At 73.1% G+C, this 26,103-nt stretch carries 21 protein-coding genes; 17 read left to right on the forward strand and 4 right to left on the reverse strand.

Annotated features, from left to right (window positions below):
• Positions 1 to 86 precede the first annotated feature (86 nt).
• The 4 genes from NV263_RS04110 to NV263_RS04125 all read left to right on the forward strand — a co-directional run bounded on the left by NV263_RS04110 (position 87) and on the right by NV263_RS04125 (position 4,212).
• Positions 87 to 1,097, forward strand: coding sequence for a DUF3152 domain-containing protein (locus NV263_RS04110; RefSeq protein WP_263251165.1), 1,011 nt, complete (start codon positions 87 to 89; stop codon positions 1,095 to 1,097).
• Positions 1,098 to 1,266: 169 nt separating this feature from the next.
• A complete protein-coding gene (moeZ, locus tag NV263_RS04115) occupies positions 1,267 to 2,439 on the forward strand; it encodes an adenylyltransferase/sulfurtransferase MoeZ (protein WP_263251166.1) in 1,173 nt (390 codons plus the stop codon).
• Positions 2,440 to 2,587: 148 nt separating this feature from the next.
• Positions 2,588 to 3,352, forward strand: coding sequence for a TIGR02569 family protein (locus tag NV263_RS04120; RefSeq protein WP_380756934.1), 765 nt, complete (start codon positions 2,588 to 2,590; stop codon positions 3,350 to 3,352).
• Positions 3,353 to 3,372: 20 nt separating this feature from the next.
• A complete protein-coding gene (locus NV263_RS04125; protein WP_263251169.1) occupies positions 3,373 to 4,212 on the forward strand; it encodes a uroporphyrinogen-III synthase in 840 nt (279 codons plus the stop codon).
• Positions 4,213 to 4,301: 89 nt separating this feature from the next.
• Here NV263_RS04125 and NV263_RS04130 read toward each other — a convergent pair whose 3' ends face one another.
• Positions 4,302 to 4,589 (reverse strand): MGMT family protein, encoded by a 288-nt coding sequence (locus NV263_RS04130; RefSeq protein ID WP_263251170.1) that lies wholly within the window; start codon positions 4,587 to 4,589, stop codon positions 4,302 to 4,304.
• A gap of 66 nt (positions 4,590 to 4,655) precedes the next feature.
• Entirely contained in the window at positions 4,656 to 5,654 is a 999-nt protein-coding gene (locus tag NV263_RS04135) for a chitinase (RefSeq protein ID WP_263251171.1), read from the reverse strand.
• Between the two features lie 202 nt (positions 5,655 to 5,856).
• Between NV263_RS04135 and NV263_RS04140 the strand changes: the two genes are divergently transcribed.
• The 3 genes from NV263_RS04140 (at position 5,857) to NV263_RS04150 (ending at position 12,950) form a co-directional block, all read left to right on the forward strand.
• On the forward strand, positions 5,857 to 9,030 hold the full coding sequence (locus NV263_RS04140; protein ID WP_397545614.1) for an ATP-dependent helicase: 3,174 nt from the start codon (positions 5,857 to 5,859) through the stop codon (positions 9,028 to 9,030).
• The gene (locus NV263_RS04145) at positions 9,027 to 12,272 is read left to right on the forward strand and encodes an ATP-dependent helicase (protein ID WP_263251173.1); all 3,246 of its coding nucleotides are present in this window, start codon (positions 9,027 to 9,029) and stop codon (positions 12,270 to 12,272) included. Before NV263_RS04140 ends, NV263_RS04145 begins: the two co-directional genes overlap by 4 nt.
• A 69-nt stretch (positions 12,273 to 12,341) precedes the next feature.
• Complete coding sequence (locus tag NV263_RS04150) at positions 12,342 to 12,950, forward strand: hypothetical protein (protein ID WP_263251174.1); 609 nt, start codon at positions 12,342 to 12,344, stop codon at positions 12,948 to 12,950.
• A gap of 52 nt (positions 12,951 to 13,002) precedes the next feature.
• On the opposite strand, the gene NV263_RS04155 is transcribed toward NV263_RS04150, so the two are convergent.
• Positions 13,003 to 13,533, reverse strand: coding sequence for a hypothetical protein (locus tag NV263_RS04155; protein ID WP_263251176.1), 531 nt, complete (start codon positions 13,531 to 13,533; stop codon positions 13,003 to 13,005).
• A gap of 266 nt (positions 13,534 to 13,799) precedes the next feature.
• Between NV263_RS04155 and NV263_RS04160 the strand changes: the two genes are divergently transcribed.
• Together NV263_RS04160 and NV263_RS04165 are read left to right on the forward strand one after the other, a co-directional pair.
• Positions 13,800 to 14,792 (forward strand): potassium channel family protein, encoded by a 993-nt coding sequence (locus tag NV263_RS04160; RefSeq protein ID WP_380756937.1) that lies wholly within the window; start codon positions 13,800 to 13,802, stop codon positions 14,790 to 14,792.
• A gap of 128 nt (positions 14,793 to 14,920) precedes the next feature.
• Complete coding sequence (locus NV263_RS04165; RefSeq protein ID WP_263251180.1) at positions 14,921 to 15,349, forward strand: hypothetical protein; 429 nt, start codon at positions 14,921 to 14,923, stop codon at positions 15,347 to 15,349.
• Position 15,350: 1 nt separating this feature from the next.
• Here NV263_RS04165 and NV263_RS04170 read toward each other — a convergent pair whose 3' ends face one another.
• A complete protein-coding gene (locus NV263_RS04170; RefSeq protein WP_263251182.1) occupies positions 15,351 to 16,283 on the reverse strand; it encodes a neutral zinc metallopeptidase in 933 nt (310 codons plus the stop codon).
• A 502-nt stretch (positions 16,284 to 16,785) separates the two neighbouring features.
• On the opposite strand from NV263_RS04170, the gene NV263_RS04175 reads away from it, so the two are divergent.
• The 8 genes from NV263_RS04175 to NV263_RS04210 all read left to right on the forward strand — a co-directional run bounded on the left by NV263_RS04175 (position 16,786) and on the right by NV263_RS04210 (position 26,017).
• Entirely contained in the window at positions 16,786 to 17,199 is a 414-nt protein-coding gene (locus tag NV263_RS04175) for a hypothetical protein (RefSeq protein ID WP_263251183.1), read from the forward strand.
• Positions 17,200 to 17,201: 2 nt separating this feature from the next.
• A complete protein-coding gene (locus NV263_RS04180; RefSeq protein WP_263251185.1) occupies positions 17,202 to 17,714 on the forward strand; it encodes a DUF3558 domain-containing protein in 513 nt (170 codons plus the stop codon).
• Between the two features lie 12 nt (positions 17,715 to 17,726).
• Positions 17,727 to 19,163, forward strand: a complete 1,437-nt coding sequence (locus tag NV263_RS04185) for a PPE domain-containing protein (RefSeq protein WP_263251187.1) — start codon at positions 17,727 to 17,729, stop codon at positions 19,161 to 19,163.
• A 22-nt stretch (positions 19,164 to 19,185) separates the two neighbouring features.
• Complete coding sequence (locus NV263_RS04190; RefSeq protein WP_263251188.1) at positions 19,186 to 20,001, forward strand: ESX secretion-associated protein EspG; 816 nt, start codon at positions 19,186 to 19,188, stop codon at positions 19,999 to 20,001.
• 95 nt (positions 20,002 to 20,096) lie between these two features.
• Positions 20,097 to 21,431: a M16 family metallopeptidase gene (locus tag NV263_RS04195; protein ID WP_263251189.1), complete on the forward strand. Its 1,335-nt coding sequence runs from the start codon at positions 20,097 to 20,099 to the stop codon at positions 21,429 to 21,431.
• Positions 21,428 to 22,795, forward strand: coding sequence for a M16 family metallopeptidase (locus NV263_RS04200; protein ID WP_263251190.1), 1,368 nt, complete (start codon positions 21,428 to 21,430; stop codon positions 22,793 to 22,795). Before NV263_RS04195 ends, NV263_RS04200 begins: the two co-directional genes overlap by 4 nt.
• Before the next feature lie 16 nt (positions 22,796 to 22,811).
• A complete protein-coding gene (gene nudC / locus NV263_RS04205; protein WP_263251192.1) occupies positions 22,812 to 23,732 on the forward strand; it encodes an NAD(+) diphosphatase in 921 nt (306 codons plus the stop codon).
• A 194-nt stretch (positions 23,733 to 23,926) separates the two neighbouring features.
• Complete coding sequence (locus NV263_RS04210) at positions 23,927 to 26,017, forward strand: ATP-dependent DNA helicase UvrD2 (RefSeq protein WP_263251193.1); 2,091 nt, start codon at positions 23,927 to 23,929, stop codon at positions 26,015 to 26,017.
• The last annotated feature ends 86 nt before the right edge of the window (positions 26,018 to 26,103 follow it).

A 26,103-nucleotide genomic window follows, 5' to 3' on the forward strand; every position in this document is an offset into this window, starting at 1 on the left:
CGATTCGTGTGGTCTTCGTCGGCGTCGTCACTCGGTGCGCCCAGTAGGTCCTGGTGCGCGATGTCCGCTGTGGCACTCTAGGAACTGTGACCCTCCCGCCCCACCGACCTCGTGGTTCCCGCTCGTCGTCCGATGGTCGGCGGCGACGCACCGAGGATCGGGACCGGGGCGAGCCCCTCGCCGCGTCCTGGCGGCCGGCGGCCGAGTCCGACGAGGAGGGCGCGGACGGCGAACGCCGACGAGGGGTGCTGTCCCGCTACGGGTGGCGGATCTACGCCGTTCCGCTGCTCATCGTGGTCAGCGCGCTCGCGGTCTTCCAGACCGTGGGGCCCGGCAGCAGTCGGACCAGCGACGACAAACCCACGAACCTCGCGCAGAACCCCGAGCAGCCGATCGTCACCGAGGCCCCGCCGGGGCAGAAGTACGACCCGGGCATGTTCTCCGCGGACCTGCCGCCCGGCGCACCGATCCCGCAGGCGGGCGCGCGCACGTTCCAGGTGCTGCCGGGGCACTCGCCGGTCATCGGGCAGGGCCACCTCTACCGCTACAGCGTGGAGGTCGAGGTCGGCGTCCAGCTGTCCGAGGGCAACGACAGCTTCGGCAACCTCGTGCAGGAGACGTTGTCCGATCCGCGCAGCTGGACCAACCCGCAGGCGGGCGGGATCTCGTTGCAGCGGGTGGACGCCTCCGGACCGCGGCCGGACTTCCGGGTCATCCTGGTCAGCCAGCAGACCGCGCGGGAGGCGTGCGACTACAGCGACGGCGTGCCGTTCGACAGCTCGTGCCGCAAGGGGGAGATGGTCTACCTCAACGCGGCCCGCTGGATCCGGGGCGCGGTGGCCTTCCAGGGCGACATCGGCACCTACCGGCGCTACGCGATCAACCACGAGGTCGGGCACGTCTTCGGCAACAAGCACGTCGGCTGCCCCGCGCCGGGGGCGCTGGCGCCGGTGATGATGCAGCAGTCGTTCAGCGTGTCGAACAACGAGCTGCACGAGCTGAACAAGGTGGCCGACCAGGGCACCTTCATCCCCGCCGACGGCTTCGTGTGCCGCCCCAACGCCTGGCCGTTCCCGGTCGGTGACCCCCACCACTGAAAGGTGAGACCGGTCACCTCCGCTCCCGGATCGTGGGAGTAGCTTGGGATGCGGAAGGCCATCGGCCAATCTTGCGTTGCAGATTCCGCGGGGTCGTCACGGCTTCGCGGGGACGCTTGAGGTGCTCGCCGCTGTGCGGCCGGTACCGACCATCGAGGAGGAGCTGGGAATGTCCGGCGCAACGTCGCTGCCGCCGCTGGTCGAACCGGCGGAGGAGCTGACCAAGGAAGAGGTCGCGCGCTACAGCCGCCACCTGATCATCCCGGACGTCGGGGTGGAGGGGCAGAAGCGGCTGAAGAACGCCAAGGTGCTGGTCGTCGGCGCCGGCGGGCTCGGCAGCCCGGCGCTGCTGTACCTCGCCGCCGCCGGAGTCGGCACCCTCGGCATCGTCGAGTTCGACGCGGTCGACGAGTCCAACCTGCACCGCCAGGTCATCCACGGCCAGTCCGACCTGGGGCGGCCGAAAGCGGAGTCGGCGCGCGACTCCATCGCCGAGGTCAACCCGTTCGTCCAGGTCAACCTGCACCAGACGCACCTGACGTCGGACAACGCGCTCGACATCTTCCGCGACTACGACCTGATCCTGGACGGCACCGACAACTTCGCCACCCGCTACCTGGTCAACGACGCGGCGGTGCTGCTGGGCAAGCCGTACGTGTGGGGCTCGATCTTCCGGTTCGAGGGCCAGGCGAGCGTGTTCTGGGACCAGTACGGCCCGAACTACCGCGACCTGTACCCCGAGCCGCCGCCGCCCGGCATGGTGCCGTCCTGCGCTGAGGGCGGGGTGCTCGGTGTCCTGTGCGCGTCCATCGGGTCGATCATGGTCAACGAGGCGATCAAGCTGATCACCGGCATCGGTGAGACGCTGCTGGGCCGCCTGATGATCTACGACGCGCTGGAGATGAGCTACCGGACAGTCAAGATCCGCAAGGACCCGAACGCCGAGCCGGTCAAGGAGCTGATCGACTACGAGTCGTTCTGCGGCGTGGTGTCCGACGACGCCCAGCAGGCCGCGGTGAACAGCACCATCACCCCGCGCGAGCTCAAGGAGATGTTCGACCGGGGCGAGGACTTCGAGCTCATCGACGTCCGGGAGCCGCACGAGTACGAGATCGTCAAGATCGACGGCTCGAAGCTGATCCCGAAGGACCGCATCCTGTCCGGCGAGGCGCTGTCGGAGCTGCCGCAGGACCGCAAGATCGTCCTGCACTGCAAGTCCGGCGGGCGCTCGGCCGAGGCGCTGGCCGCGCTGCACAAGGCCGGCTTCGCCGACGCCGTGCACGTCGGCGGCGGTGTCCTGGGCTGGGCCACCGAGGTCGACCCGAGCCTGCCGACGTACTGACGCCCGGCGGGTCGCGGGGTTCCCGGCTTCCGGGAACCCCGCGCCGCCGCTTCGCGGCACGTGCGTCCGGAGCGCCTGCTACGGAATCGGCCGTCATCGAGGTAGCGTCTGGACCGTGATCCCTACGCCGGAGCCGCCACCGCCGCACGTGCGCGCGGCATTCGGTGCGCGCGTCGAAGAACCCGAGCTGCTGGAGGGCGCGGTCGCCTGGCGGTGCGGGGACGTGGTGCTCAAACCGGCCGCCAACACGGCGGAGGCCGCGTGGGTGGCGCAGACGCTCGACCTGCTGGAGCCCGAGGACGTGCGGGTGTCCCGGCCGGTGCGCTCCACCGACGGGCGCTACGTGGTGTCCGGCTGGTCGGCCAGCCGGAACCTGCCCGGACGGCCCGAACCGCGGCACGACGACGTGGTGGCCATGTCGCTGCGGCTGCACTCCGCGAGCCGGTTCCTGGCCCGCCCCCGGTTCCTCGACGCCCGGCAGGACATCTACGCGGTCGCGGACCGGATGGCGTGGGGTGACGAGGAGTACGTGCTGCCGCAGGAGAAGGGCGGACGGCTCTACGACGTGCTCGCCGGGTCGCGCCGCGACGTCGAGCTGCGGCCGCAGGTGGTGCACGGCGACCTGTTCGGCAACGTGCTGTTCGGCGACGACGGGCCGCCCGGGATCATCGACTTCAACCCGTACTGGCGGCCCGCCGAGTGGGCGGCCGCGGTCGCCGTCATCGACGCGCTGGCCTGGGGCGGCGCCGATCCGAACATCGTCGAGCGGTGGTCGCACCTGTCGGAATGGCCGCAGGCGCTGCTGCGGGCGCTGCTGTTCCGGCTCGCGGTGCACGCGCTGCACCCGCGCTCCACGTCCGAGTCGCTGAGCGGCCTGGAACGGGCCTCGCAGATGGTGCTCGAAGTGCTCTGACGGCGTGTGACGATGGTGCCGTGCACGAAGGAACACCGTTGCGCGGCTGCACCGTCGGGGTGACCGCAGAGCGCAAGGCCGATGAGATCTCCGCACTGTTCGAGCGGCGCGGAGCGCGCGTGCTGCGCGCCGCCGCGATGCACACCGTGCCGTTGCCGGAGGACGGCGAGCTCGTCGCGGCGACCGAGGCGGTGCTGGCCGCGCCGGTCGACCACGTCGTCGCCATCACCGGGGTCGGCTTCCGCGGCTGGTTGGAGGCCGCCGACCAACTCGGGCTCGGGGCGCGGTTGCGCGAGCACCTGCGATCGGCCGAGCTGGTGGCGCGCGGGGCGAAGGCGCGCGGCGCGCTCCGCGGTGGCGGACTCGGCGACGCGGCGTGGACCTCGCCCACCGAGGAGTCCCGCGAAGTGCTCGACCACCTGCTGTCCCGGGGCGTCGACGGCAAGCGCGTCGTGGTCCAGGTGCACGGCGAACCCATGGCGGAGTTCCGGGAACGGCTGCGCCGGGCGGGTGCCGAGGTCCTCCCGGTGCGCGTGTACCGCTGGACCGACCCGGTCGACCTGCCCGCGCTGGACCGGTTGCTCGACGCGGTCATCGCGGGTGAGGTCGACGCGCTGACGTTCACCAGCGCCCCGGCCGCCGCGAACGCGCTGGGCCGCGCGGACCGCACCGGGCGGGGCGAGGAGCTGCGGAAGTCCTTGCGCGGCAGCGTGTTCGTCGCCTGCGTCGGTCCGGTCACGGCGGCGCCGCTGGTGGCCGCCGACATCCCCTGCGCACTGCCCGACCGGTCCCGGACGGCGGCGCTGGTGCGCCTGGTGTCCGAGCAACTGCCGAGGTGGCGGGCCGCACCCGGGAGCTAGGGAGTGTTTCGGATGCTGTGCGTGGCGGTGCCGGTTGCGAGACCGCTCACCGAAGGAGAAAGCGGCTGACGCCGCTTAGAAAACACGCGCTAGCCGCCCCAGCGGTAGGTGCGCATGTCGACGCGGGCGCCGTCGGCGAGGACACCTTCGGCGCGGAGGAGTTCCAGCTGCCGGTGGCGGAGGTGGTCGGCGACCGTGCCGTTGGAGCGGAGCACGCGGTGCCACGGCAGGTCGGCGCCGTCCTCGGCCAGGATGCGGCCGACCAGGCGGGCCGAGCGCAGGCCCGCGAGTTCGGCGACGTCGCCGTAGGCGAGCACCCGCCCCGGTGGGATGGCCGCGACGACCGCGCGCACCTGCTCGACCGTTTCCTCGTCCATGCCGTCGATTGTGGCCGGTGCCCCGGGGCGCCCGGCGGGGCCGGGTGCCCGGGGAACCGTCCCTCATCAACCGGCGAAGCCGGCGACGATCTTGGTGAACTCCCACGGCTGCTGGTCGATGCCGCTGCACGAGTCGGACGCCGCACCGCCGCCCTGGCACGACCGGTCCCGGTTGACCGACCAGAAGCTCAGGCGTCCCAGGCCCTTCTGCTTGGCGTAGTCGGCGATCTTGCCGAACGCCGCCTGGTCGACGGTCTCGCTCTGGTCCGTCTTGCCGTTCATCGACGAGATGCCGGTGTGCGCGTAGGCGTCGGCGTCGCTGTAGCCGAAGGTGCTCTTGAGCAGGTCCTTGAGCGCCTCGGTGGCCTTGATGGTGTCCTGCGCCATGTCGTTGCCGCCGAAGTCGAACGGCATCTGCGTCCAGACGTCGACGTCCGCGCCGACCTCCTTGGCCTTGGCGATCAGCCGCTTGCCGACGTCGTTCGGGCCGGTGTTCAGCGTCGGGAACGTCACCACCGTGCGCACGCCGGGGTTCTTCTCCTTGAGGATCTTCAGCGCCTCCAGCACGCGCTGCTGCGAGGCGTCGTTCTCGAACTCGTTGGCCTCGATGTCGATGTCGATCGCCTTGAGCTGGTAGGCGTCCAGGACCTTCTGGTAGGCGCCCGCGAGCGACTGGGCGTCCTGGCAGACCTCGCCGAGCTTGCTGCCGTTGTAGCCACCCACGGACGGGATGACGTCGCCGCCCGCGGAGCGGATCTCCTCGATGGCCGCTTTGTCGGCGTCCAGCGGCCGGGTGCCGTCCCAACTGGGGTTGCAGGAGCCGTCGGCGAGGACGAACGCCAGGGTGAAGTCCTTCACGCCGGTCGCCTTCATCACCTCGCTCGGCTTCGGCGGATTGCCCCAGCCGAGGTAGAGGTACGGGGAGGCGGCCACCGGGGAGGCGGCGGCGTCGGGGGAGGAGTGCGCGGGGGCGCTCAGCGCGGGGGCGGCGCCGAGAGCCACCGCGAACGCCGCGGCGGCACCGGCTCCGGCCCAGGTCAGCAGGTTCTTCCGGACCTTTCTCACGTGTCCTCCTGGAAGGTGGTCGCGCTCGGGGGCGCGCGTTTTTTCGGGGTCACCGCGGGCGGGGGAGTCCGCGGTTGATCCGCACCTTCGCAGAGGGCGAAATTGGTTTGTACCACCAAAAGGTTCAGTTAAGAGTCGGTTGACCGGAGCCTGACCCGAACCGCTTGCCAGGCGTGTCGGCGGCGCGTGGTTCCATCGGTGCGTGCCATCCCCGACCGCTCCCGTGCTCGTCCGCCGCACCGGCACCGGTCCGCGGCGACTGTCCTGGGGGGCGGCCGGGGACCGCGTCCTCGCGCACGGCGGCGGGTTCCTGCGGGTCCTCGGTGGACCCGGGACCGGCAAGAGCACGCTGCTCGCCGAGGTCGCCGCCGAGCGCATCCGCGACCGCGGCGCATCGCCGGAGAACGTGCTGGTGCTCACCGCGAGCCGACGCGCCGCCGCGCGGATGCGCACCGAGATCACCCGGCGGCTCACCGCCGAGTCGGCGGAGCTGCGCACCGCGCCGGAGCCGCTGGTCCGCACGGTGCACTCCTACGCGTTCTCCGTGCTGCGGTTGCAGGCCGTGCGCGACCGGCTACCGCCGCCGAAGCTCCTCAGCGGACCGGACCAGGACGCCCTCGTGCGGCGGCTGCTGGACGGCGACGTCGAGGACGGGGCGAGGGACTGGCCGGAGCCGCTGCGCCCCGCGCTGACCGTCCCCGGATTCGCCGAGGAACTGCGCGATCTGCTGCTGCGGGCCGCCGAACGCGGGCTGGGCCCGGCCGAGTTGATCGAGCTCGGTCGGCGGCACGACCGTCCGGAGTGGATCGCGGCCGGGAAGTTCGCCCGGCAGTACGAGCAGGTCACGCTGCTGCGCGGTGCGGGCGGCTCGCAGCCCGCCGAACTGGACGCCGCCGAACTGGTGAACTCGGCGCTGCTGGCGCTGGACTCCGACCCCGACCTGCTGCGCGCGGAGCGCGAACGCGTCCGGTACCTGCTGGTCGACGACGGTCAGCACCTCGACCCGCAGCAGTTCCGGCTGATCGGGATGCTCGGCGGCACGGCCTCCGAGTACCTGCTGGCCGGAGACCCGGACCAGGCGGTCTTCTCGTTCCGCGGCGCCGACCCGCGGTGCCTCGTCGACGCCGATCCGGACGGCACGAGCACCGAGGTGCTCACCGTCGACCACCGGATGTCCAAAGCGGTCCGGGAAGCGGTGCAGCGGCTCGCCGCGCGGCTGCCGGGTTCCGGACCGCAGCGCGAACTGGTCGAACCGGACCAGCCGCGGGACGGCGCGGTGCACGTCCGGCTGCTGCCGACCGAGGCGCAGGAGGCGGCGTGGGTCGCCGACCAGCTGCGCCGGGCGCACCTGGTCGACGGGGTCGCGTGGTCGGACATGGCGGTCGTGGTGCGCTCGACCGGCCTGTCGCTGCCCGTGCTGCGGCGGGCGCTGCTGGCGGCCGGGGTGCCCATCGCGTTGCCGGTGGACGACTCGCCGCTGGCGCAGCGGCCCGCCGTCCGTCCGCTGCTGACGCTGCTGCGCTGCGCTGCGCGTCCGCACGAGCTCGACGCCGAGGCCGCCGAGCGGCTGCTCACCTCGTCCCTCGGCGGCGCGGACCCGTTGGAACTGCGGCGGCTGCGGCGCGGGCTGCGCCGCCTGGAACTGGCCTCCGGCGGTGCCCGCGCCAGCAGCGAGCTGCTGGTCGAGGTGCTGCGGGAGGACGACAAGCTCGCGGCGCTGGAGGACTCCGCCGCGCAGCCCGCCCGGCGCATCGCCAACCTGCTGCGGATCGCGGCCGAGTCCGTCGACCGAGGACGGACGGTCGAGGAGACGTTGTGGACGGTGTGGAAGGCCACCGGACTGGAGCAGCGGTGGCTGGCGCTCACCGAGCGCGGCGGCGCGGCCGGGGCTCAGGCGGACCGGGACCTCGACGCCGTCGTGGCGCTGTTCGACGCCGCCGCGCAGCACACCGACCGCTGGCCCGGCGACGACGTGGCGGGCTTCGCCGACCACCTCGAATCCCAGCGCATCTCCGGGAGTTCACTGGCCCCGGCCGCGCCGCGCGACAACGCCGTGTCCGTGCTCACCGCGCACACCGCCGCCGGGCAGGAGTGGGAGGTCGTCGCGATCCCCGGCGTGCAGGAGGGGATCTGGCCGGACCTGCGGTTGCGCGGCTCGCTGCTGGGCACCGAACGGCTCGTCGACCTGCTGTCCGGAGTGGACGCCGAGGTCTCGGCGACCGCGCCGCTGCTGGCCGAGGAGCGGCGGCTGCTGCTCGTGGCCGCCAGCCGGGCGCGGCGGACACTGCTGGTCAGCGCGGTGCGCGGGGAGGATGAGCAGCCGTCCCGGTTCCTCGACGAACTCGACGGCGTGGTCAGCGACCCGGACGCCGCGGAGCGGCCGGTCGAGCCCCCGCAGCGCGGGCTCGCGATCGCCGACCTGGTCGGCGAGCTGCGCCGGGTGGTGTGCGACCCGGAGGCGGATCCGCAGCGGCGCAGGCGGGCCGCGGCGCAGCTGGCGCGACTGGCCGCGGCCGGGGTGCCGGGGGCGCACCCGGACTCCTGGTACGGCCTGCCGGATCCGTCCAGCACCGCGCCGCTGGTGGCCGCGGAGGAGGCCGTCCGCGTCTCCCCGTCCACTGTGGACACGCTCAGCAAGTGCCCGCTGCGGTGGATGGTGGAACGGCACGGCGGGCAGGACGTCGCCGAACTCGCCTCCGTCACCGGGAGCCTGGTGCACGCGCTGGTCCAGGTCGCCGCGGACGGCGCGGACCCGGAGCAGTTGCGCGCGGCGCTGGACGAGGCGTGGAAGTCGGTGGACGCGGGAGCGCCGTGGTTCTCCCGGCGGGAGCGCAGGCGCGTCGAGGGGATGGTCGAGGCGTTCCTCGGCTGGCTGGACCAGTCCCGCGGTGAACTGACCCAGGCCGGGGTGGAGAAGGACCTGGACGTGACGGTCCCCGCCCGCGCCGGTGGACCGTGGCTGCGGTTGCGCGGGCGCGTCGACCGCCTCGAACGCGACGCCGAGGGGCGCCCGGTCGTCGTCGACGTCAAGACCGGCAAGAACCCGGTCAGCAGGAACGACGCCGAGGAGCACCCGCAGCTGGCGGTGTACCAGCTGGCCGCCGCGCTCGGCGCCTTCGACGACGGCGGATCCGCCGAACCGGGCGGGGCCCGGCTGCTGTACGTCGCCAAGTCCGACCGCACCGGCGCCGCCACCGAACGCGGACAGCGGGCGCTGGACCCCGAAAGGATCCAGGTCTGGCTGGACGTGGTGCACTCCGCCGCCGCGGCGAGCCTCGGACCGGCCTACGTGGCCAACGAGAACTCCGACTGCCCGCGCTGCCCGGCCCGGACCTGCTGCCCGGTGCACCCGGCGGGGAGGCAGGTCGCCCAGTGATCAGTCCACATCGGATCGCCCAGGCACTCGGGCTGCACCCGCCCACGCCCGAGCAGGCCGAGGTCGTCGCCGCGCCTGCCGAACCCGCCCTCGTCGTCGCAGGCGCGGGGGCGGGCAAGACCGAGACGATGGCCGCGCGCGTCGTCTGGCTGGTGGCGAACCAGCTGGTCAGCCCGGAACGCGTGCTCGGCCTGACGTTCACCCGCAAGGCCGCCCGGCAGCTCGCCGACCGGGTGCGGGCCCGGCTGCGCCGGCTCGCCGGTTCCGGGCTGCTCGACGAGGTGGATCCCAGCGGCGAGCTGCGGTCGTCGGTGCTCACCGGGGAGCCGACGGTGCTGACCTACCACGCCTACGCCGGGCGGCTGGTCGCCGAGCACGGCCTGCGCGTACCCGTCGAACCGGGGGCCCGGCTGCTGACCGAAACCGCGGCGTGGCACCTCGCGCACCGCGTCGTCGCCTCCTGGACCGAGGACCTGGACACCGACAAGGTCCCGTCCACCGTGACCGGGTACCTGCTGTCGCTGGCCGGGGAACTCGCCGAACACCTCGTGGACCCCGAGCAACTGCGCGGCCACGCCGAACGCCTCTGCCGCGCGGTCGAGAACGCGCCGCGCGCCAAGGGGCAGCGCACCAACCTGCCCGAGGAGCTGCGGAAGGTCCTCGCCGCGCAGCGGCTGCGGGTGGCGCTGCTGCCGCTGGTCGAGGAGTACGCGCAGCGCAAGCGGCGCGACGGCGCGATGGACTTCGCCGACCAGATGTCGCTGGCGGCGGTCCTCGCCGCCGAGCACCCCGAGGTCGTCGCCGGGGAACGCGAGCGGTACGGCGCGGTGCTGCTCGACGAGTACCAGGACACCGGGCACGCGCAACGCGTGCTGCTGCGGTCGCTGTTCGGGCGGGGCGAGCCGCTGCCGGTGACCGCCGTCGGCGACCCCGCCCAGGCGATCTACGGCTGGCGCGGCGCGAGCGCGGCCAACCTGCCGCGGTTCACCACCGACTTCCCCCGGATCGAGGGGGAACGCCGCGCCCCCGCCCGCCAGTACGGCCTGCTGACCAGCTTCCGCAACCCCGCCGAGGTCCTGCGGCTGGCCAACGCGGTCTCCGAGCCGCTGCGCAGCACCGGCCTGGAAGTCGACGAACTGCGGGCCCGCGACGACGCCGAAGCCGGTGACATCCGGTTGGCCCTCACCGAGGACGTGCGCCAGGAACGCGATTGGGTCGCCGACCAGGTCGCCGCCCGGTGGCACGCCGCGCTGGACGCGGACGGCCGGCCACCCACCGCCGCCGTGCTCGTGCGGCGCCGTGCCGACATGGCCGACATCGCCGCCGCGCTGCGCGAGCGCGGCCTGCCGGTCGAGGTCGTCGGCATCGGGGGACTGCTCGACGAGGCCGAGGTGCGCGACCTCGTCAGCGCGCTGCGGGTGCTCGTCGACCCGCTCGCCGGGACGGCGGCGATGCGGCTGCTGACCGGATCGCGCTGGCGCATCGGTGCCGCCGACGTCGCCGCGCTGTGGGACCGGGCCCGCGAGCTCGGCGAGCAGGGGGCGGCGCAGACCGGGACCGCGGATCCGGCCGCCGTCGTCACCGCGGCGCTGCCCGGCGAGAACGCCGAACAGGCCGGGCTCGTCGACGCGCTGGACGATCCGGGGGATCCGGAGCGCTACTCCGCCGACGGGTACCGCCGCATCCGGCGGTTGGGCGGCGAACTCGCCGCGCTGCGGCGCCGCCTCGAACAGCCGCTGCCCGAGCTGGTGGCCGACGTCGAGCGGACGTTGCTGCTGGACATCGAGAGCATGGCGCGGCCGGTCGGCGCCGGGCGCATCCACCTGGACGCGTTCGCCGACGTGGTCACCGACTTCGCCACCGCCAGCCCGTCCGCGTCGCTGCGCGAGCTGCTCGACTACCTGGCGGCGGCCGAACGCGCCGAGGACGGCTTGGAACCCGGGGAGGTCGAGGTCGCCGAGGACCGGGTCCAGGTGCTCACCGTGCACGCCGCCAAGGGCCTGGAGTGGGAGGTCGTGGCGGTTCCGCACCTGGTGCGCGACGTGTTCCCGGGGCGGCGCAAGGCGTCGTCCTGGCTGCGCACGGTCACCGAGTTGCCCGCCGAACTGCGCGGCGACGCCCAGGACCTCCCCGAGCTGGACCTCGACCGGCTGGAAGGCGTGGACCGCAAGGAGCTCACCGAGGCGCTGCGCCTGCACGACGAGGAGTTCGAGGAGCGCCGCCTCGCCGAGGAACGCCGCCTGCTCTACGTCGCGGTGACCCGCGCGGAGCGCACGCTGCTGCTGTCCGGGCACTGGTGGGCCGAGGGCGGCGACAAGCCCAAGGGACCCTCGGATTTCCTGGTGGACCTCGCGGGAGTGCTGCGCGCGACCGGGGCGGGCGTGGTCGACCGGATGGCGCCGGAACCCGCCGAGGACGAGGGGAATCCGCTCGCCGAGGCGGTGCGCAGCGCCGAGTGGCCGGTCGACCCGCTCGGGCAGCGGCGCGCGGCCGTCGCCGAGGGCGCCGCCCTCGTGCTCGCCGCGATGTCCGAAGTGGACTCAGGGGAGTCCGAAGAGGACGACGAGGACGGCTGGGCGCGCGACGTCGACGTGCTGCTCGCCGAACGCGCTGCCGCGGCGCGGCGACGCGAACAGGTCCGGCTGCCCGAGCACCTGTCCGTCAGCCAGCTCGTCGACCTCGCCGGGGACGCCGCCGCCCTCGCCCGCGGCCTGCGCCGCCCGCTGCCGTTCCCGCCGAACCCGATGGCCCGGCGCGGCACCGCGTTCCACGCCTGGCTGGAGCACCGGTTCACCTCGACCGCACTGCTGGACCTCGACGAACTGCCCGGCGCCGCGGACGATTCCGCGCCCGCGCACGAGAACCTGGCCGAACTGCAACGCGCCTTCCTGGCCAGCGAGTGGGCCGAACGCACCCCGCACCGCGTCGAGGTGCCGTTCGAGACCCAGGTCGACGGTCTGGTCGTGCGCGGCCGGATGGACGCGGTGTTCGCCGACCCGGACGGCGGTTGGACGGTCGTGGACTGGAAAACCGGTGCGGTGCCCGGCGAGGACCGCGTCCCCGCCCTGTCCGTGCAGCTGGCCGCCTACCGGCTGGCCTGGGCGGAGCTGTCCGGAGCACCCCTGGAACGGGTCCGCGCCGCGTTCCACTACGTGCGGCACGACCACACGCTGCGGCCGACCGACCTGCTCGACGCGGACGGACTGCGCGGACTCATCGCCTCGGTGCCCGCCGCGGAGTGACCCCACCTCGCCACACGTTCGAGTGGCGAAGCTTGAGTCCGGGGCGTCCGGCGGACGAACATGCCCGCGATGAACACGGACTGGAAGCTCAAGACCCCGCCGGAAACCGAAGTGCGCGTCGACGAGGACGTCCTCTCGCTGCGCGCACCGCTGGTCCGGGTGCACCGCGACGACGAGGGGACCTGGTCGTTCGACGGGCCCGGCGCGGACCGCAAACCCGCGAAGACGACTCTGCTCGGCGCCGTCGTCGGCGCCTGGCCGCACGTCGCCGCACTGTCTAATTTGGACACCGGCGGGACCGCGGTCTGGCTGTGGAAGCAGCACGGGTGGTCCGGCGAGTTCGAGTGCACCTGCGGCAACTGCGAACAGCCCGTCGCCACCGACATCGACCGCAGCTCCTGGCCCGAGGACCTCCAGCCGCACCACGTCGTCAGCGTCGAGAAGGCCGCGCTGTCCGGCGAGGTGCCGCTGACCGACATCATCGACACGCCCGGTGGCACCGCCCTGCTCGGCCCCGGCGACCACCGGCGCACCGCCGACCTGATGACACCGGTGGCGCTCGCCAACGTCGTCCGCCGCTGGCCGCACACCATGCAGGCGCTGCGCTCCCTCAAAGAAGGCCGCGGCATGCGCTGGAACCCGGAAAACCTCAACTGGCACGAATACGTCATCGCCTGAGGACGGCGCTGCCGCCTCGTCGCGCGGTCGCTCCCGGAACCGGTCGCGGACCTCAGGCGTTCTCGGTGAGCCGGGGGTCGTGCTCCAGCATCTTGGAGTAGAGGACTTCCAGCAGCCAGCGGCCGAACATCGACGAACCGAACTCCGCGGCCCGGTTCTCCGGGCTGATCACCAGCTCCGCCGGACCGTCGAAGCCCGCGTTCACCGCGCCGATGCCGTAGTAGTCCAACTCCAGCATCGGCACCGGCCGGTACCGGTGGTCCGGCGGCAGCACCACCGCGCACGGCGCGAGCGTCATGAGCGTCCCGCACGCGCGCAGCGCGTGGCGCGCGTGCGAGACCGGGACCAGGATGCCCAGCAGGTCCACGGCCGCGACCGGGAGCTGGTCGTGCATGGCCGGCTCCGACCAGGACCGGAACCACGTTGGGTTGAGCTCGGGGGCCCACCCGTGCTCCCGGCGCCAGCGGTGCACATCGGGCCGGACGCGCGCCACCGCCGCGAACCGGCTCCCGAGCACTTCGACATCCGGTACCAGTCGGCCGTCCCAACCGAGAGCGCTGGCGGCGTGCTCAAGCTGCTGCACCGGTAAATGGTAAGCCGCGAGACCGCCCGGCCGACAAGGTCTCGACCATTTCCGCGGCGGCCCGCCCGCCGCAGCCCAGCGGCGCGGCGGCGGTTACTGTCGTGCGCCGTGACCACCGAGCAAGCCGCCCGCAGCCGGGAGCCGGGAACATGATCCGACGTCGGCCGAAGAAACTGCCGCACCCGTTCATCGGCGGGCGTTCGGACGACGAGCGCACCGACGTGCTCACCCAGCGCCCGGACCACGCCCTCGTCGGCGTCATCCGGATGCCCGCGTCGACGGTCAGCCCGCTGCGGTCCATCGTCCGCCGCATCATCTGGGCGATCCTCGCGCTGACGGCCACCGTGCTGCTCGTCTACTTCGGCCGGGACGGCTACCGCGACGCCGCGGGCGGCCCGCTCAGCGTGCTCGACTGCATCTACTACGCCACCGTCTCGCTGTCGACCACCGGCTACGGCGACATCACCCCGGTCACCCCGCTCGCCCGCCTGGTCAACGTGCTGGTCATCACCCCGCTGCGGGTGCTGTTCCTGATCGTCCTGGTCGGGACCACGCTGGAAGTGCTCACCGAGCGCTCCCGGCAGGCAATGAAGATCCAACGCTGGAGGTCCAGGGTGCGCGACCACGTGGTCGTCATCGGATACGGAACCAAGGGCCGCTCGGCGGTCACCGCACTGCTCGGCGAGGACGCCGACCCCGGGCGGATCGTGGTCGTCGACACCAACCAGGCCGCGCTGGAGACCGCCTCCTCGCTCGGCCTGGTCACCGTCAACGGCTCCGGCACCCGCTCCGACGTGCTGCGCGTCGCCGGTGTGGCGCGGGCCCGGGCGATCGTGGTGGCCCCCGCCCGCGACGACACGGCCGTCCTGGTCACCCTGACCGCGCGGGAACTCGCGCCGAAGGCGCAGATCGTCGCCGCCGTGCGGGAGGCCGAGAACGTGCACCTGCTGCGGCAGTCCGGAGCGGACTCGGTCGTGGTGTCCAGCGAGACCGCGGGACGGCTGCTGGGCATGGCGACCTCCACGCCGTCCGTGGTGGAGATGTTCGAGGACCTGCTCACCCCGGACGCGGGCCTGGCCATCTCCGAGCGCGAGGTGGAGCAGCAGGAGGTCGGCGGGTCGCCGCGCCACCTGCCGGACATCGTGCTCGGCGTGGTCCGCGACGGACGCCTCTACCGCGTCGACGCGCCCGAAGCCGACGCCATCGAGGCCGGTGACCGGCTGCTCTACGTCAAGAAGGTCACCCCCGCCGAGCCGTGAAGCGCCGGAGCGCGAGTGCGAATCGCCCGCAGTCGCCCCAAAAGTGACGGCGGCGACGCGGCGGACGAAGCAGGCGCCCGCCGGGCCGGGCCGGACGCCGACCGCCGGCGTCTGGAATATTCGTCGGCGTGGGTAGGCGACGAGGTTCGGCGGCGGTGGCGCCGATCCTGCTGGTGCTGACGCTGCTCGGGCTCGCCGCGCTCGCCGTCGTCCTGTGGCCGCTGTTGAACGCCCGCGACACCACGGAGCTGCGCCGGACGACGGCCACCGTGGTCGAGTCCCGGCCGTGCGGCGGGAACTCCCCGGGCGACCTGGTGGCGGTGCGCGTCGGCGGGGTGGAGCGCAAGGCGCGCTTCGACGGCTGCGGGCACAACCGCGGACAGCGGCTCGACGTGGTGGTGCCCCGCGCACCCGGGGCGGATTTCGTGGTCCGCCCGGCCGACGGCGCGACTCCGCAGGTCGACCAGCTGAGCAGCCGGGTCACCTGGGTGCTGGCGACCGTGGCCGCCGTCGCGGGCGGCGGCTACGCCGTCATGCTGCGACTGCGCCGCCCGTGAATCAGTCCACTTCGGACGGGGCGGCCAGCCAGGTGTTGCACGCGGTCACGCGGTTCTGGTAAAAGCCCTGGTCGATCCAGGTCTTGTTGGTCGCCAGGCTGCCGTGGTCGTGCGCCCCGGTGTACTCGTCGCCGCGGTTGGCCGAGTCCTGCAACGCCGGGAAGATGTAGTCGTCGCCGACCCCGCCGTTCTGCAGCGCGGCCAGCGACATCCCCTCGTAGCAGGTCGCCTGCAACTCCGAGCGCCGGGTCAGCTCCTGGCCCTTCGGCGTGCCCTCGCCCGCCTCGGCCGAGGCGTCGTTGTAGGCGCCGCTGATCCCGCTCATGGCCTGGATCGCGTGGCCGAACTCGTGCGCGAACTGCCCCAGGTAGGCGCCGGCCTGGGTGCGCCCCTCGACCTCGGAGTAGTAGCGCGCCGTCATGTAGATCGTGTTGTCGCGCGGGCAGAACATCGCCGTCTCGTTCCACGCGCGCCTGCCGCACGGCGTCTCGACGTCCGCGGCGGTGGTGACGACCTGCGGGGTGCGGACCGGCATGTTCGCCGTCTCCAGGGCGGGCGCCCACGCCCGCATCAGGCACGGCACCAGCGCCTGGTAGAACGCGTCCTGCGATCCGGGGTCGGTGGCGAACGGCGGCAGGTCGCACGGCGTGTTCACCGCGCCGTTGCCGGGGACGTTGAGGGGGTTGTCGCCGAGCGCGGCCACCGGTCGGGGCTGCGGGGCGCGTTGCGCGGTGCTCGCCGGCTCGCTGCTCTCCGCGGTGCTGGTCGCGGAGGTCGTCGTCTCGCTCGGCTCGGTGGTCCCGGGTGCGGACGTCCCGGAGGCCGGGACGTCGTGGCCGGGGGCGGCGCGGTGCGACGAGGCCATGCCCAGCGCGACGGCGCTGATCGCGCCCACCAGCACGACGACGCCGACCAGCACCAGCGCCACGACCACGCCGACCCGCCTCGGTCGGGGCGCGGGCGGCGGGTACGCGAACTGCGGGGGGAACGGCGGTGGAGCGGGCGGTCGCTGCGGTGGCGGTGGCCAGGGAGGACGTGTCATGCCGCACCCGCCGTTCGTCCGAAGTGGACGGATGGTGCGGTGCTGCGTCCCCGGTGCGTCATGCGTCCTGCTGCTCCTCGTGCCCGACTGCGGGCCAGAGCCTAGCCGTCGAGGGCGGCTCGCCGGACCGCGTTCCCCGAACGCACCGGTCCGCGCTGGTCCCGCGCCCGGAACGCCGGTTCCGCCGCGTTCCGGCCCCGGCGCCCGACTCGGTGTGCTCTTGCTGGAGCCGACCGCGAAGCGTCGGTGCGCTGGGGAATTCGACGCACGAGATCACCTGGGCGGCCGAACGTCGTGCTGCGACGGGTTTTCGGGAACCGTTCCGGCCGCACCCGCGTCGGACTAGAGTGGTCGTCGGCGTTGGGGGATATGTCGGAGTCCGAGGGGTCTGGGAATGACGAGCGCAGAGGGTGTCGGGTTCCAGAGCGCGAAGGCCGGACTGCAGGCAGTGTCCGCGCAGACGCAGTGGATCAACCAGCAGGTCTCCGCGGGCAAGCTCGCCCTCGACCCCGAAGTGGCGGAAAAAGCGGCCAAGCATTGCGAGGACAAGGCCAGGGAGCTGACGGCCGTCCTGGCGGATGCCAACGCCATCAACTCGTTGAACGGGCTCGGGAGTTGGCCTGACGGTCAGCAATTGACGGCGCGGTTCAAGTCCAAGGCGACCGACGAGAACGCGGGGGCGCTCGCGTTGGTCCGCGAGTACCAGAAAGAACTCCGTGAGCAGGCGAAAGCCTTCCGGAGCGCAGCCAAGGACTATCGTTCCACCGACGAGCAGATCGCCAACGACATGCAGCGAGGTATCCAGTGAGTGTGCGTTCCCGGTCCGTGATCACCGCCGTCACCGCTGCGGCTCTGCTTGGTCTGTCGGCCTGCGGAGGGGCCGGGGACAGCGGAGCGGAACAGCCGGAGCCGCAGGCGAAGCCGTTGCAGAGCTTCGACGCGTGCACGTTCTTCACCCCCGAGGAATTGACGTCGTTCGGAGTGGAGACCAAGGCCGAGGACTTCACCCAGGTCGGCTTCCAACCCGGCTGCAAGTGGAACGGGGACCAGATGATCCTCTCCCTGCAGAAGAACGTGGACGAGGATTTCGACCAGTACGAGAAGACCGGGACGTTCGACGAGTTCACTCGCAAACCGTTCGCGGGGCGTGCCGGTGCCCGCATGCTGACCGCTGGTGCCAAGGGGCAGGGCGTGTGCAACGCCGTCGTGTCCGCTGGTGGCGGGATCGTCCTGTACCAGGTCACCGGGAACTACCCGGAATTCGACGCCTGCGGCGAGGTCGAGAAGATCGCCGACCAGACCGCGGCCAGACTGCCGCAGTGACGAGGGGGAGCCATGGGGTTGGGTGATTGGCTCAGCGACAAGGCCGACAGCGCCTGGCGAACGGTGCACGACACCGGTGCGGGCGTCTTCGGCTACGACACCTACGCCCAACAGGAAGCCAAGCAGCACGCGGAGCAGGCGGCGAAGACCGGCGCGCGCGAGCGGGACGCGCTGGCCGAGCGGAACCGGGCGCTCCGGGACGGGGTCGAGGGCTACGACCCGCCGGGGATCAGCCAGTGCGTGAACTGGTCGAGCTTCAGCCACCAGCAGATCTACGACACCAACCAGAAGTCCATCGACGAGGGCAAGGCCACCCAGGCCGCGCACGCGTGGCAGAAGCTCGGCAAAGCGCTGCGGGACCACGGCTCGGACTACGCGTCCGGGCTGAAGAACATCATCGGCGGTGGCTGGGAGGGCGAGGCCGCCGAGCAGGCCAAGACGGTCGGGGACCCGATCAAGAGCTGGACCGAGAACACCGGCAACGCCTTCGAGATGACCGGGAACAACCTGGCGACCGTGGCTTCCGCCGCCGGGCAGGTGAAGGCGGCGGTGTCCAAGCCGGAGGGCTACAGCTGGGGGCGGTCCGTCGTCGCCGGGATCGCGTCCGGGCCGGTGCCCGGGCTCGCTGGTCGGGACGCCGTGGCCCAGATGCGCGAGCACCAGGAAGCCGAGAAGCAGGCCCAGGAAACGATGGGGCGGGTCTACAGCCCGACGTTCACCGACGTCGACTCGAAGATGCCCCAGTTCCGCAAGCCGGACGGCACCACCGTCGAACCACCGCCCCCGCCACCGCCGGACCACACGCCGTGGGGCGGCGGCCCGGTGGATCCGGGAGGGCGTTCTCCGGGCGGTGGTCCCGACGGCGGGGGACCCGGCGGCGGTGGCCACCGGGACGGCGCGGGCCCGGGCCACAGCGGGCCGGGCGGTGGTGACCGCTCCGGCGGTGGCGACCACCGCTCGCCGGGGAGCGTGCCGCCGGACGTCCCCGGCGGCGGCCGGAAACCGTCCGGGACGGACATCGAGTGGGCCGACCCGGTGGCGCCGGGGATGCCGCCGGGCGGCGGGGCCGGCACGGGACCGGGCGGCGTCGGTGGTGGCGGTGCCGGGCCGGGCGTGGTCGGGATCGGTGGCGGTGCCACCGGTGGCGGATCCGGCGTCGGTGGCGGCGGACGCGCAGGCGGTGGCACCGGCCGGGGTGCGGGCAGCAGCAGCGGTGTCGGGGCCGGTGGCCGCGCGGGCGCGGGGAGCTCCGGTGGTGCCGGGGCCGGCGCCGGTGCCGCCGGTCGGTCCGGGTCCGGGGCCCGCGGCGGCATGCTGGGCGCGGGTGCCGGTCGCGGTGCCAAGGGCGGCGAGGACGAGGACCACGAACGTCCGACCTGGCTGGAGGAGCAGGACGACGTCTGGTTCAACGACATGCCGAGGACCGCTCCGCCGGTGTTGGGCGAGTGACGCACGAGGAGGAGGACCAGCGGTGAGCGTGGTGGCGCGGTGGCAGCTGCCGCCGGTGCACGTGGACGTCGTGCTCGAATACCTCGGGCTGGGCGACCTCGTGCTGCCGCTGGCCGTGCCGTCCTTCGGCCATACGACCGAGCAGTTCGCCGACATCGGCCGGCGCGAGCTGGGGAACATGGTGGCCAACGGGGCGGTCGTGGACGACGAGGTGCACCCCGCGCTCGCGGAGGCGCTGCGGCTGCTGGCCCACCCGCACCTGTGGGTCGACTCGGTGTGGTTCCCGCAGGTCGGGGAGGACCACTGCTGGCGGACGGTCGCGGTCCGCACCGAGGGCGACCGCGTGGTGCTCGGGGTGCAGCCTCCCGCGGAGGATCCGCGGTTCGGCGGGATGTTGACGGTGGAGGTGCACCAGAACGTCCCGCTGCCGCAGGTCCTGCTCGGCACGCTGCCGCCCGCACCACCGGGCACCCGGGGAGCTCCGAAGGTGCCCGCGAGTTCGTTCCGCGTCGGCCAGGAGGAAGCGGAGCCGGGCAGCGTGCTGCAGACCGCGACGCGGGCGCGCGGCAGCAGCGGCGACCGGGAGCACGAGCTGTACCAGGCGATCGGCCGCGCCCCGCACGTCCGGGTCGGGCAGATCGCCGCGAACTCCCGCGATCCGCACGGCCGCACCCGGCGTTCGCCGATCCTGCGCTGGTTCGACAACGTCGAACCCGACGGCCGGTACCTCGACCACGACGAGCGCGGCGTTGCCGGCGAGCGGATCCACATGCTCACCCCGGCGGACGCGCGGTTGATCGGTGCGCAGGTCGACGCGCTGCTGGCGCAGGTGCGGTGACCGGGCGATCCCGGTCACAAAACCCTGGACCGACACGCCGAAGCGTGCTGAAGGGGGCACGCACAGCTCCGAGCCGCGCACGTAGGCTGCATGGCATGGTCGAACCCCAGCTGCATCGCGTCACCTTGCCCAACGGGCTGCGCGTGGTGCTCGCACCGGACTCGGCGGACGGTCGGTCGGCAGGCCAGGCCCCCGTGGTCGGTGTCAGCGTGCACTACGACGTGGGCTTCCGTTCCGAACCGGAGGGGCGAACCGGCTTCGCGCACCTCTTCGAGCACCTGATGTTCCAGGGCAGTGAGAGCCTGGAGAAGCTAGCGCACTTCCGCCACGTGCAGGGTTCCGGCGGGGTGTTCAACGGTTCGACGCACCAGGATTACACCGACTACTACCAGGTGCTCCCGTCGGCCGCGCTGGAGCGGGCGCTGTTCCTCGAAGCGGACCGGATGCGCGCGCCGAAGCTGACCGAGGAGAACCTGCGCAACCAGGTGGACGTGGTCAAGGAGGAGATCCGCCTCAACGTCCTCAACCGCCCCTACGGCGGGTTCCCCTGGATCCTGCTGCCCCCGGTGCTGTATTCGACCTTCGCCAACGCGCACAACGGCTACGGCGACTTCACCGACCTGGAGCGGGCGACGGTCGACGACTGCGCCGCCTTCTTCGACACCTACTACGCGCCCGGCAACGCGGTCCTGACGATCGCCGGCGACATCGACGTCGACCGGACCGTCGAGCTGGTGCACCGGCACTTCGGCGACGTGCCCGCGCGCGAGGTCCCCCAACGGCCGTCGTTCGGCGAGCCGTGCCCGTCCGGGGAGCTGCGGGGGCGGCACGCGGACCCGCACGCGCCGCTGCCCGCGGTCGCGCTCGGCTACCGCCTGCCGGACCCGGTCGGCGAGCTGGACGCCTACCTGGCGAACGTGGTCCTCGCCGCGATCATGTCCGACGGTGACGCCTCGCGGCTCCAGCAGCGGCTGGTGTACCAGGACAAGCTGGTGGTCGACGTGCACGCGGGCTGCGGGCTGATGGGCGCACCGCTGGACGCGCGCGACCCCGACACCTTCACGGTCACCGCGGTGCACACCCCGGAGGTCGGGGTGGACCGGGTCACCGCCGCGGTCGACGAGGAGCTGGAGCGGCTGGCCGCGGACGGCCCGGCACCCGAGGAGCTGTCCCGCGTCACCGCGCGTTGGACCGCCGGACTGCACCGGGAACACGACCGCGTGATCTCCCGGACCCTGGACCTGGGCAGCGCGGAGCTGCTGCACGGCCGCGCCGAGCTGATCTCCGAACTGCCCGCCCGGGTCGCGGAGATCGGCGCCGAGGACGTCGCCGCCGCGGCCAAGGCGCTGCGCGCGGATTCGCGCGCGGTGCTGGAGATCGAACCCGCAGGCGGCTCGGCGGCCGCCGGAGACGAAGGAGGTGCGGCATGACCCGCGCAACGCACCGCAGCGCCGAGGAGATCGGCCGCACCGAGCTCGGCCCGCGCCCGCTGCCGGCCCTGGGGGAGCAGCGAACGGTCCGGCCTTCGGCCACTGTGGACACCGTGCTGGACAACGGGTTGCGCGTGGTCGCCGCCCGCCACGGCTCGGTGCCGATGGTCGAACTGCGGCTGCGGATCCCGTTCGCGGGTGAGGACGCCCGGCACGCGGCGCGCGCCGAGGTGCTCGCGGAGACGGTCCTCACCGGCACGCAGACCCGCGACCGGGTGCGGATCGACACGGACCTGGCGGCGGTCGGCGGCGAGCTGAACGCCGTGGTCGACCCGGAGCGGCTGGCCGTCACCGGCAACGCCCTGTCCAGCGGCCTGGGCACGCTGCTCGACGTGCTCGCCGACGCGCTGACCGGGGCGGTGTACCGGGAGGACGAGGTCGCCGGGGAGCGCGACCGGCTGGTCGAGCGGATCACGGTGGCGCGGTCCCAGCCCCGGGTGATCGCCCGGGAGGAGCTGCAGCGGCACCGCTACGGCGACCACCCCTTCGTCCGCGAGGTCCCGCAGGCCGCCGACGTCGCCGAGGTGACCGCCGGGGAGGTTCGCGCGCTGCACGGCGAGTCGGTGCTGCCGCGCGGTTCGGTGCTCGTGCTCGTCGGTGACATCGACCCGGACGAGGCGGTGGCCGAGGTGGGGCGTCGGCTGTCCGGCTGGCGGTCGGACGCCGCGGCCCGGGAGCTGCCCGCGCTGCCGGCCGTCCGGGGCGGCGACGTCCGCCTGGTGCACCGGCCGGGGGCCGTGCAGTCGCAGCTGCGGCTGTCCGCGCAGGCGCTGCCGCGCACCGACGAGCGGTACCCGGCGTTGCAGATCGCGAACCTGGTGTTCGGCGGCTACTTCTCGTCGCGGCTGGTGGAGAACATCCGCGAGGACAAGGGCTACACCTACGGCGCGCACTCGACGTTCGAGTTCACCCGGAACAACGGGACGCTGCTGGTCGACGCCGACACGGCCAGCGAGGTCACGGCTGCGGCCCTGCTGGAGACCCGCTACGAGCTGGGCCGGATGGCCGTGGTGCCGCCGACCGAGGCGGAGGTCGAGTCGGCGCGGCAGTACGCCATCGGCGGCCTGCTGACGTCGACGGCGTCGCAGTCTGGCATGGCGGGCATGCTCTCGGTGCTGGCGTCCCTCGGACTGGGCCAGGACTGGCTGGTGGCCCACCCGGACCGGCTGCGCGCGGTCACCGCGGAGCAGGTGGCCGAGGCAGCGCGGCAGTTCGCGCCGACCGCTTTCACAGGTGTCGTGGTGGGCGACGCGGACAAGCTCGCCGACCAGCTCGGCGCGCTCGGGGGAGTGGTGCTGCCGTGAGGCGGGTGCGGCACCGATGACCTCCGACGTGTGCACCGGTTTCCAGCTGGACTCCGCGCCCCTGCTGTCGAGGTCCACAGTGGACCGACGGGAGGCGTTGCGGGACACCCCGGACGGCGCTGCCGAGCTGTGGTCGGGCGGTCGCCTCGTGCTGGTCGACGCCCGGGGGCGCACCCCGGTCACCGCGGACTCGGGGCTCGACTTCCAGCCGACCGCCGATTTCGGGGAACGCCCGGCGCCGAACGCGGTGCTGCTCGGCGTCGAGGACGGCGTCAGCTACTGGGCGCTGCGCACCGAGCACGACGGCGCGCAGGAGGGCTGGCGCGACCTGCGCAGTGCGGGCGGCCTGCTGAGCGACACCGACGCCGGGCTCCTCACCACGGCCGTCGGCCTGCTCGGCTGGCACGACAACGCCCGCTACTGCGCGGTGTGCGGCGCGGCGACCACGCGGGTCCGGGCGGGGTGGGCGCGCCACTGCACCGGCTGCGACCGCGAGGAGTACCCGCGCACCGACCCGGCGGTGATCTGCCTGGTGCACGACGGCGCGGACCACGTCCTGCTGGCCCGCCAGCCGATCTGGCCGAAGGAGCGCTACTCGGTGCTCGCCGGGTTCGTCGAGGTCGGCGAGTCGCTGGAGGCGTGCGTGCGGCGCGAGGTGGCCGAGGAGGTGGGCGTCGACGTCTCGCACGTCCGCTACCTCGGCAGCCAGCCGTGGCCGTTCCCGCGGTCGCTGATGGTGGGCTTCGCGGCCGTCGCGGACCGCACCCAACCGCTGCACCCGGCGGACGGCGAGATCGAGGACGCCCGCTGGGTGCACCGCGACACGGTCCGGGCGGCGCTGGAGTCGGAGGCGGGCGCGGTCGACGGTCTGCGCCTGCCGCCGGGCGTCTCGATCGCCTACCGCATGCTCCGCGGCTGGGCGGCCTGGGAGAACTAGGAGCGGGGTCGGCCGGACGCCGGTCCGGTCGGCCCCGTCACACCGCGCTCTCCCCGGACCCGGGGCACATCACCTGTTCACCGGCGTGATCATCGCTCGAACGCGGGTGCGCAGCGTCCGGTCGTGCGACACGCGGTGCGCGAGGTTCCGGGTGTGAGCCCGACCGGGGGACGGGGTCTGCGAAGATGCCCCGCATGGCCGAACAACCGCGACTCCTGGAAGGTCTCGATCCGGAGCAGCGGCAGGCGGTCATCGCACCACGCGGTCCGGTGTGCGTGCTGGCCGGGGCGGGCACCGGCAAGACCCGGACGATCACCCGGCGGATCGCCTACCTCGTGCAGCGCGGGTTGGTCGCCCCGCAGCAGGTGCTCGCGGTGACCTTCACCGCCCGCGCGGCGGGGGAGATGCGCACCCGGCTGCGGGAGCTCGGCGCCGCCGGGGTGCAGGCGCAGACCTTCCACGCGGCAGCGTTCCGGCAGCTGCGCTACTTCTGGCCGCGCGTGCACGACACGCAGATGTGGCCGCTGGCGGACAACAAGTTCCGGCTGGTCATGCAGGCGGCGCACCGGCTCGGGCTGTCCACGGAGCGGGAGGACGTCCGGGACCTGGCCGCCGAGATCGAGTGGGCCAAGGCGTCGCTGGTCGGTCCGGACCAGTACCCGGCGGCGGCCGCGCAGGCCGGACGCGTCACCCCGGTGCTCCCGCAGCAGCTCGCCCAGGCGTTCGCCGGGTACGAGAAGCTCAAGAACGAGGCGCGGGTGCTGGACTTCGACGATCTGCTGCTGCACATCGCGGCGATCCTGGAGGAACGACCGGACATCGCCGAGGAGTTCCGCGCCCGGTACCGCTCGTTCGTGGTCGACGAGTACCAGGACGTCAACCCGCTGCAACAGCGGGTGCTCGACGCGTGGCTGGGTTCCCGGGACGACATCACGGTCGTCGGGGACGCCAACCAGACCATCTACTCCTTCGCCGGTGCCACGCCGAAGTGGCTGATCGGTTTCCCGCGCCGGTTCCCGGAGGCGACCGTGGTGCGGCTGGAGCGCGACTACCGTTCGACGCCGCAGGTCGTGGACCTGGCCAACCAGGTGATCGGCGCGGCCCGGGAGCGCCCCGCCGGCACGCGGTTGCGCCTGGTCGGGCAGCGGTCGGACGGCCCGCGCCCGGACTTCGCCGAGTACGAGGACGAGACCGCCGAGGCCGAGGCGGTCGCCCGCCGCATCGCGCGGTTGGCCGGGCAGGGCGTCGCGTTGTCCGAGATCGCGGTGCTGTTCCGCGTCAACGCGCAGTCGGAGGTGTACGAGAAGGCGCTGTCCGACGCGGAGATCCCGTACCAGGTCCGCGGCGGGGAGCGGTTCTTCGCGCGCGCCGAGGTGCGCCAGGCGATGACGGCGTTGCGCACCGCGCTGGCGCACGGCGCGGAGTCCGGCGACCTGCCCGCCACGGTGCGCGACGCGCTGCGCGAGGTCGGCCTGGTCGACGAACCCCCGGCGGGCGGTGCCGCCCGCGAGCGCTGGGAGTCGCTGATCGCGCTGGTCGAGCTCGCCGAGGAGCTCGTCGCGGCGGTCCCGGACGCCGATCTGGCGCGCTACGTCAGGGAACTGGAGATGCGCGCCGAGTCGCAGCACCCGCCGACCGTGGAGGGCGTGACGCTGGCCTCGCTGCACGCCGCCAAGGGCCTGGAGTGGGACGCGGTGTTCCTGGTCGGCCTGGTCGAGGGGACGCTGCCGATCCAGCACGCCGACACCGACGCCGCGGTCGAGGAGGAGCGCCGGCTGCTCTACGTCGGCGTGACCCGCGCGCGCGAGCACCTGCACCTGTCGTGGGCGCTGGCCCGCGCGGGTGGCGGTCGGCGCTTCCGCAAGCGCAGCCGCTTCCTGTACAGCCTGGTTCCCGACGACCACCCCGCGGCGCTGCCGAACAAGGTCCGGCAGCGCGAACTGCTCGCCAAGCCGAAGAAGAAGACCAATCCGCGTTGCCGGATGTGCAACGCCGAACTGGTGAGCACGATGGACGTCAAGCTCGGCCGCTGCGCCGACTGTCCGTCCGATGTGGACGAAGGGCTGCTGGAGCAGCTGAAGGCGTGGCGCAGCGCCCGCGCCAAGCAGCTGAAGGTTCCCGCGTACGTCGTGTTCACCGACGCGACGCTGACCGCGATCGCCGAGCAGCGGCCGACGGACGTGCGCTCGCTGGTGGGCATTTCCGGCGTCGGGGCGTCCAAGCTGGAGAAGTTCGGCTCCGACGTGCTCGCGCTCGTGCAGGGCGAACGCCCGGACGGTCTGTGAAACTGTGAAAACCCCAGGTGGCGCAGGGTTTTGGCGATCCGGCGGGGATTCTTCGAAAAATACGTTGCGGCCGCTGCCGTGCGCCC

The organism is Saccharopolyspora rosea (genome assembly GCF_025643595.1).
Classification (GTDB): Bacteria; Actinomycetota; Actinomycetes; order Mycobacteriales; family Pseudonocardiaceae; genus Saccharopolyspora; species Saccharopolyspora rosea.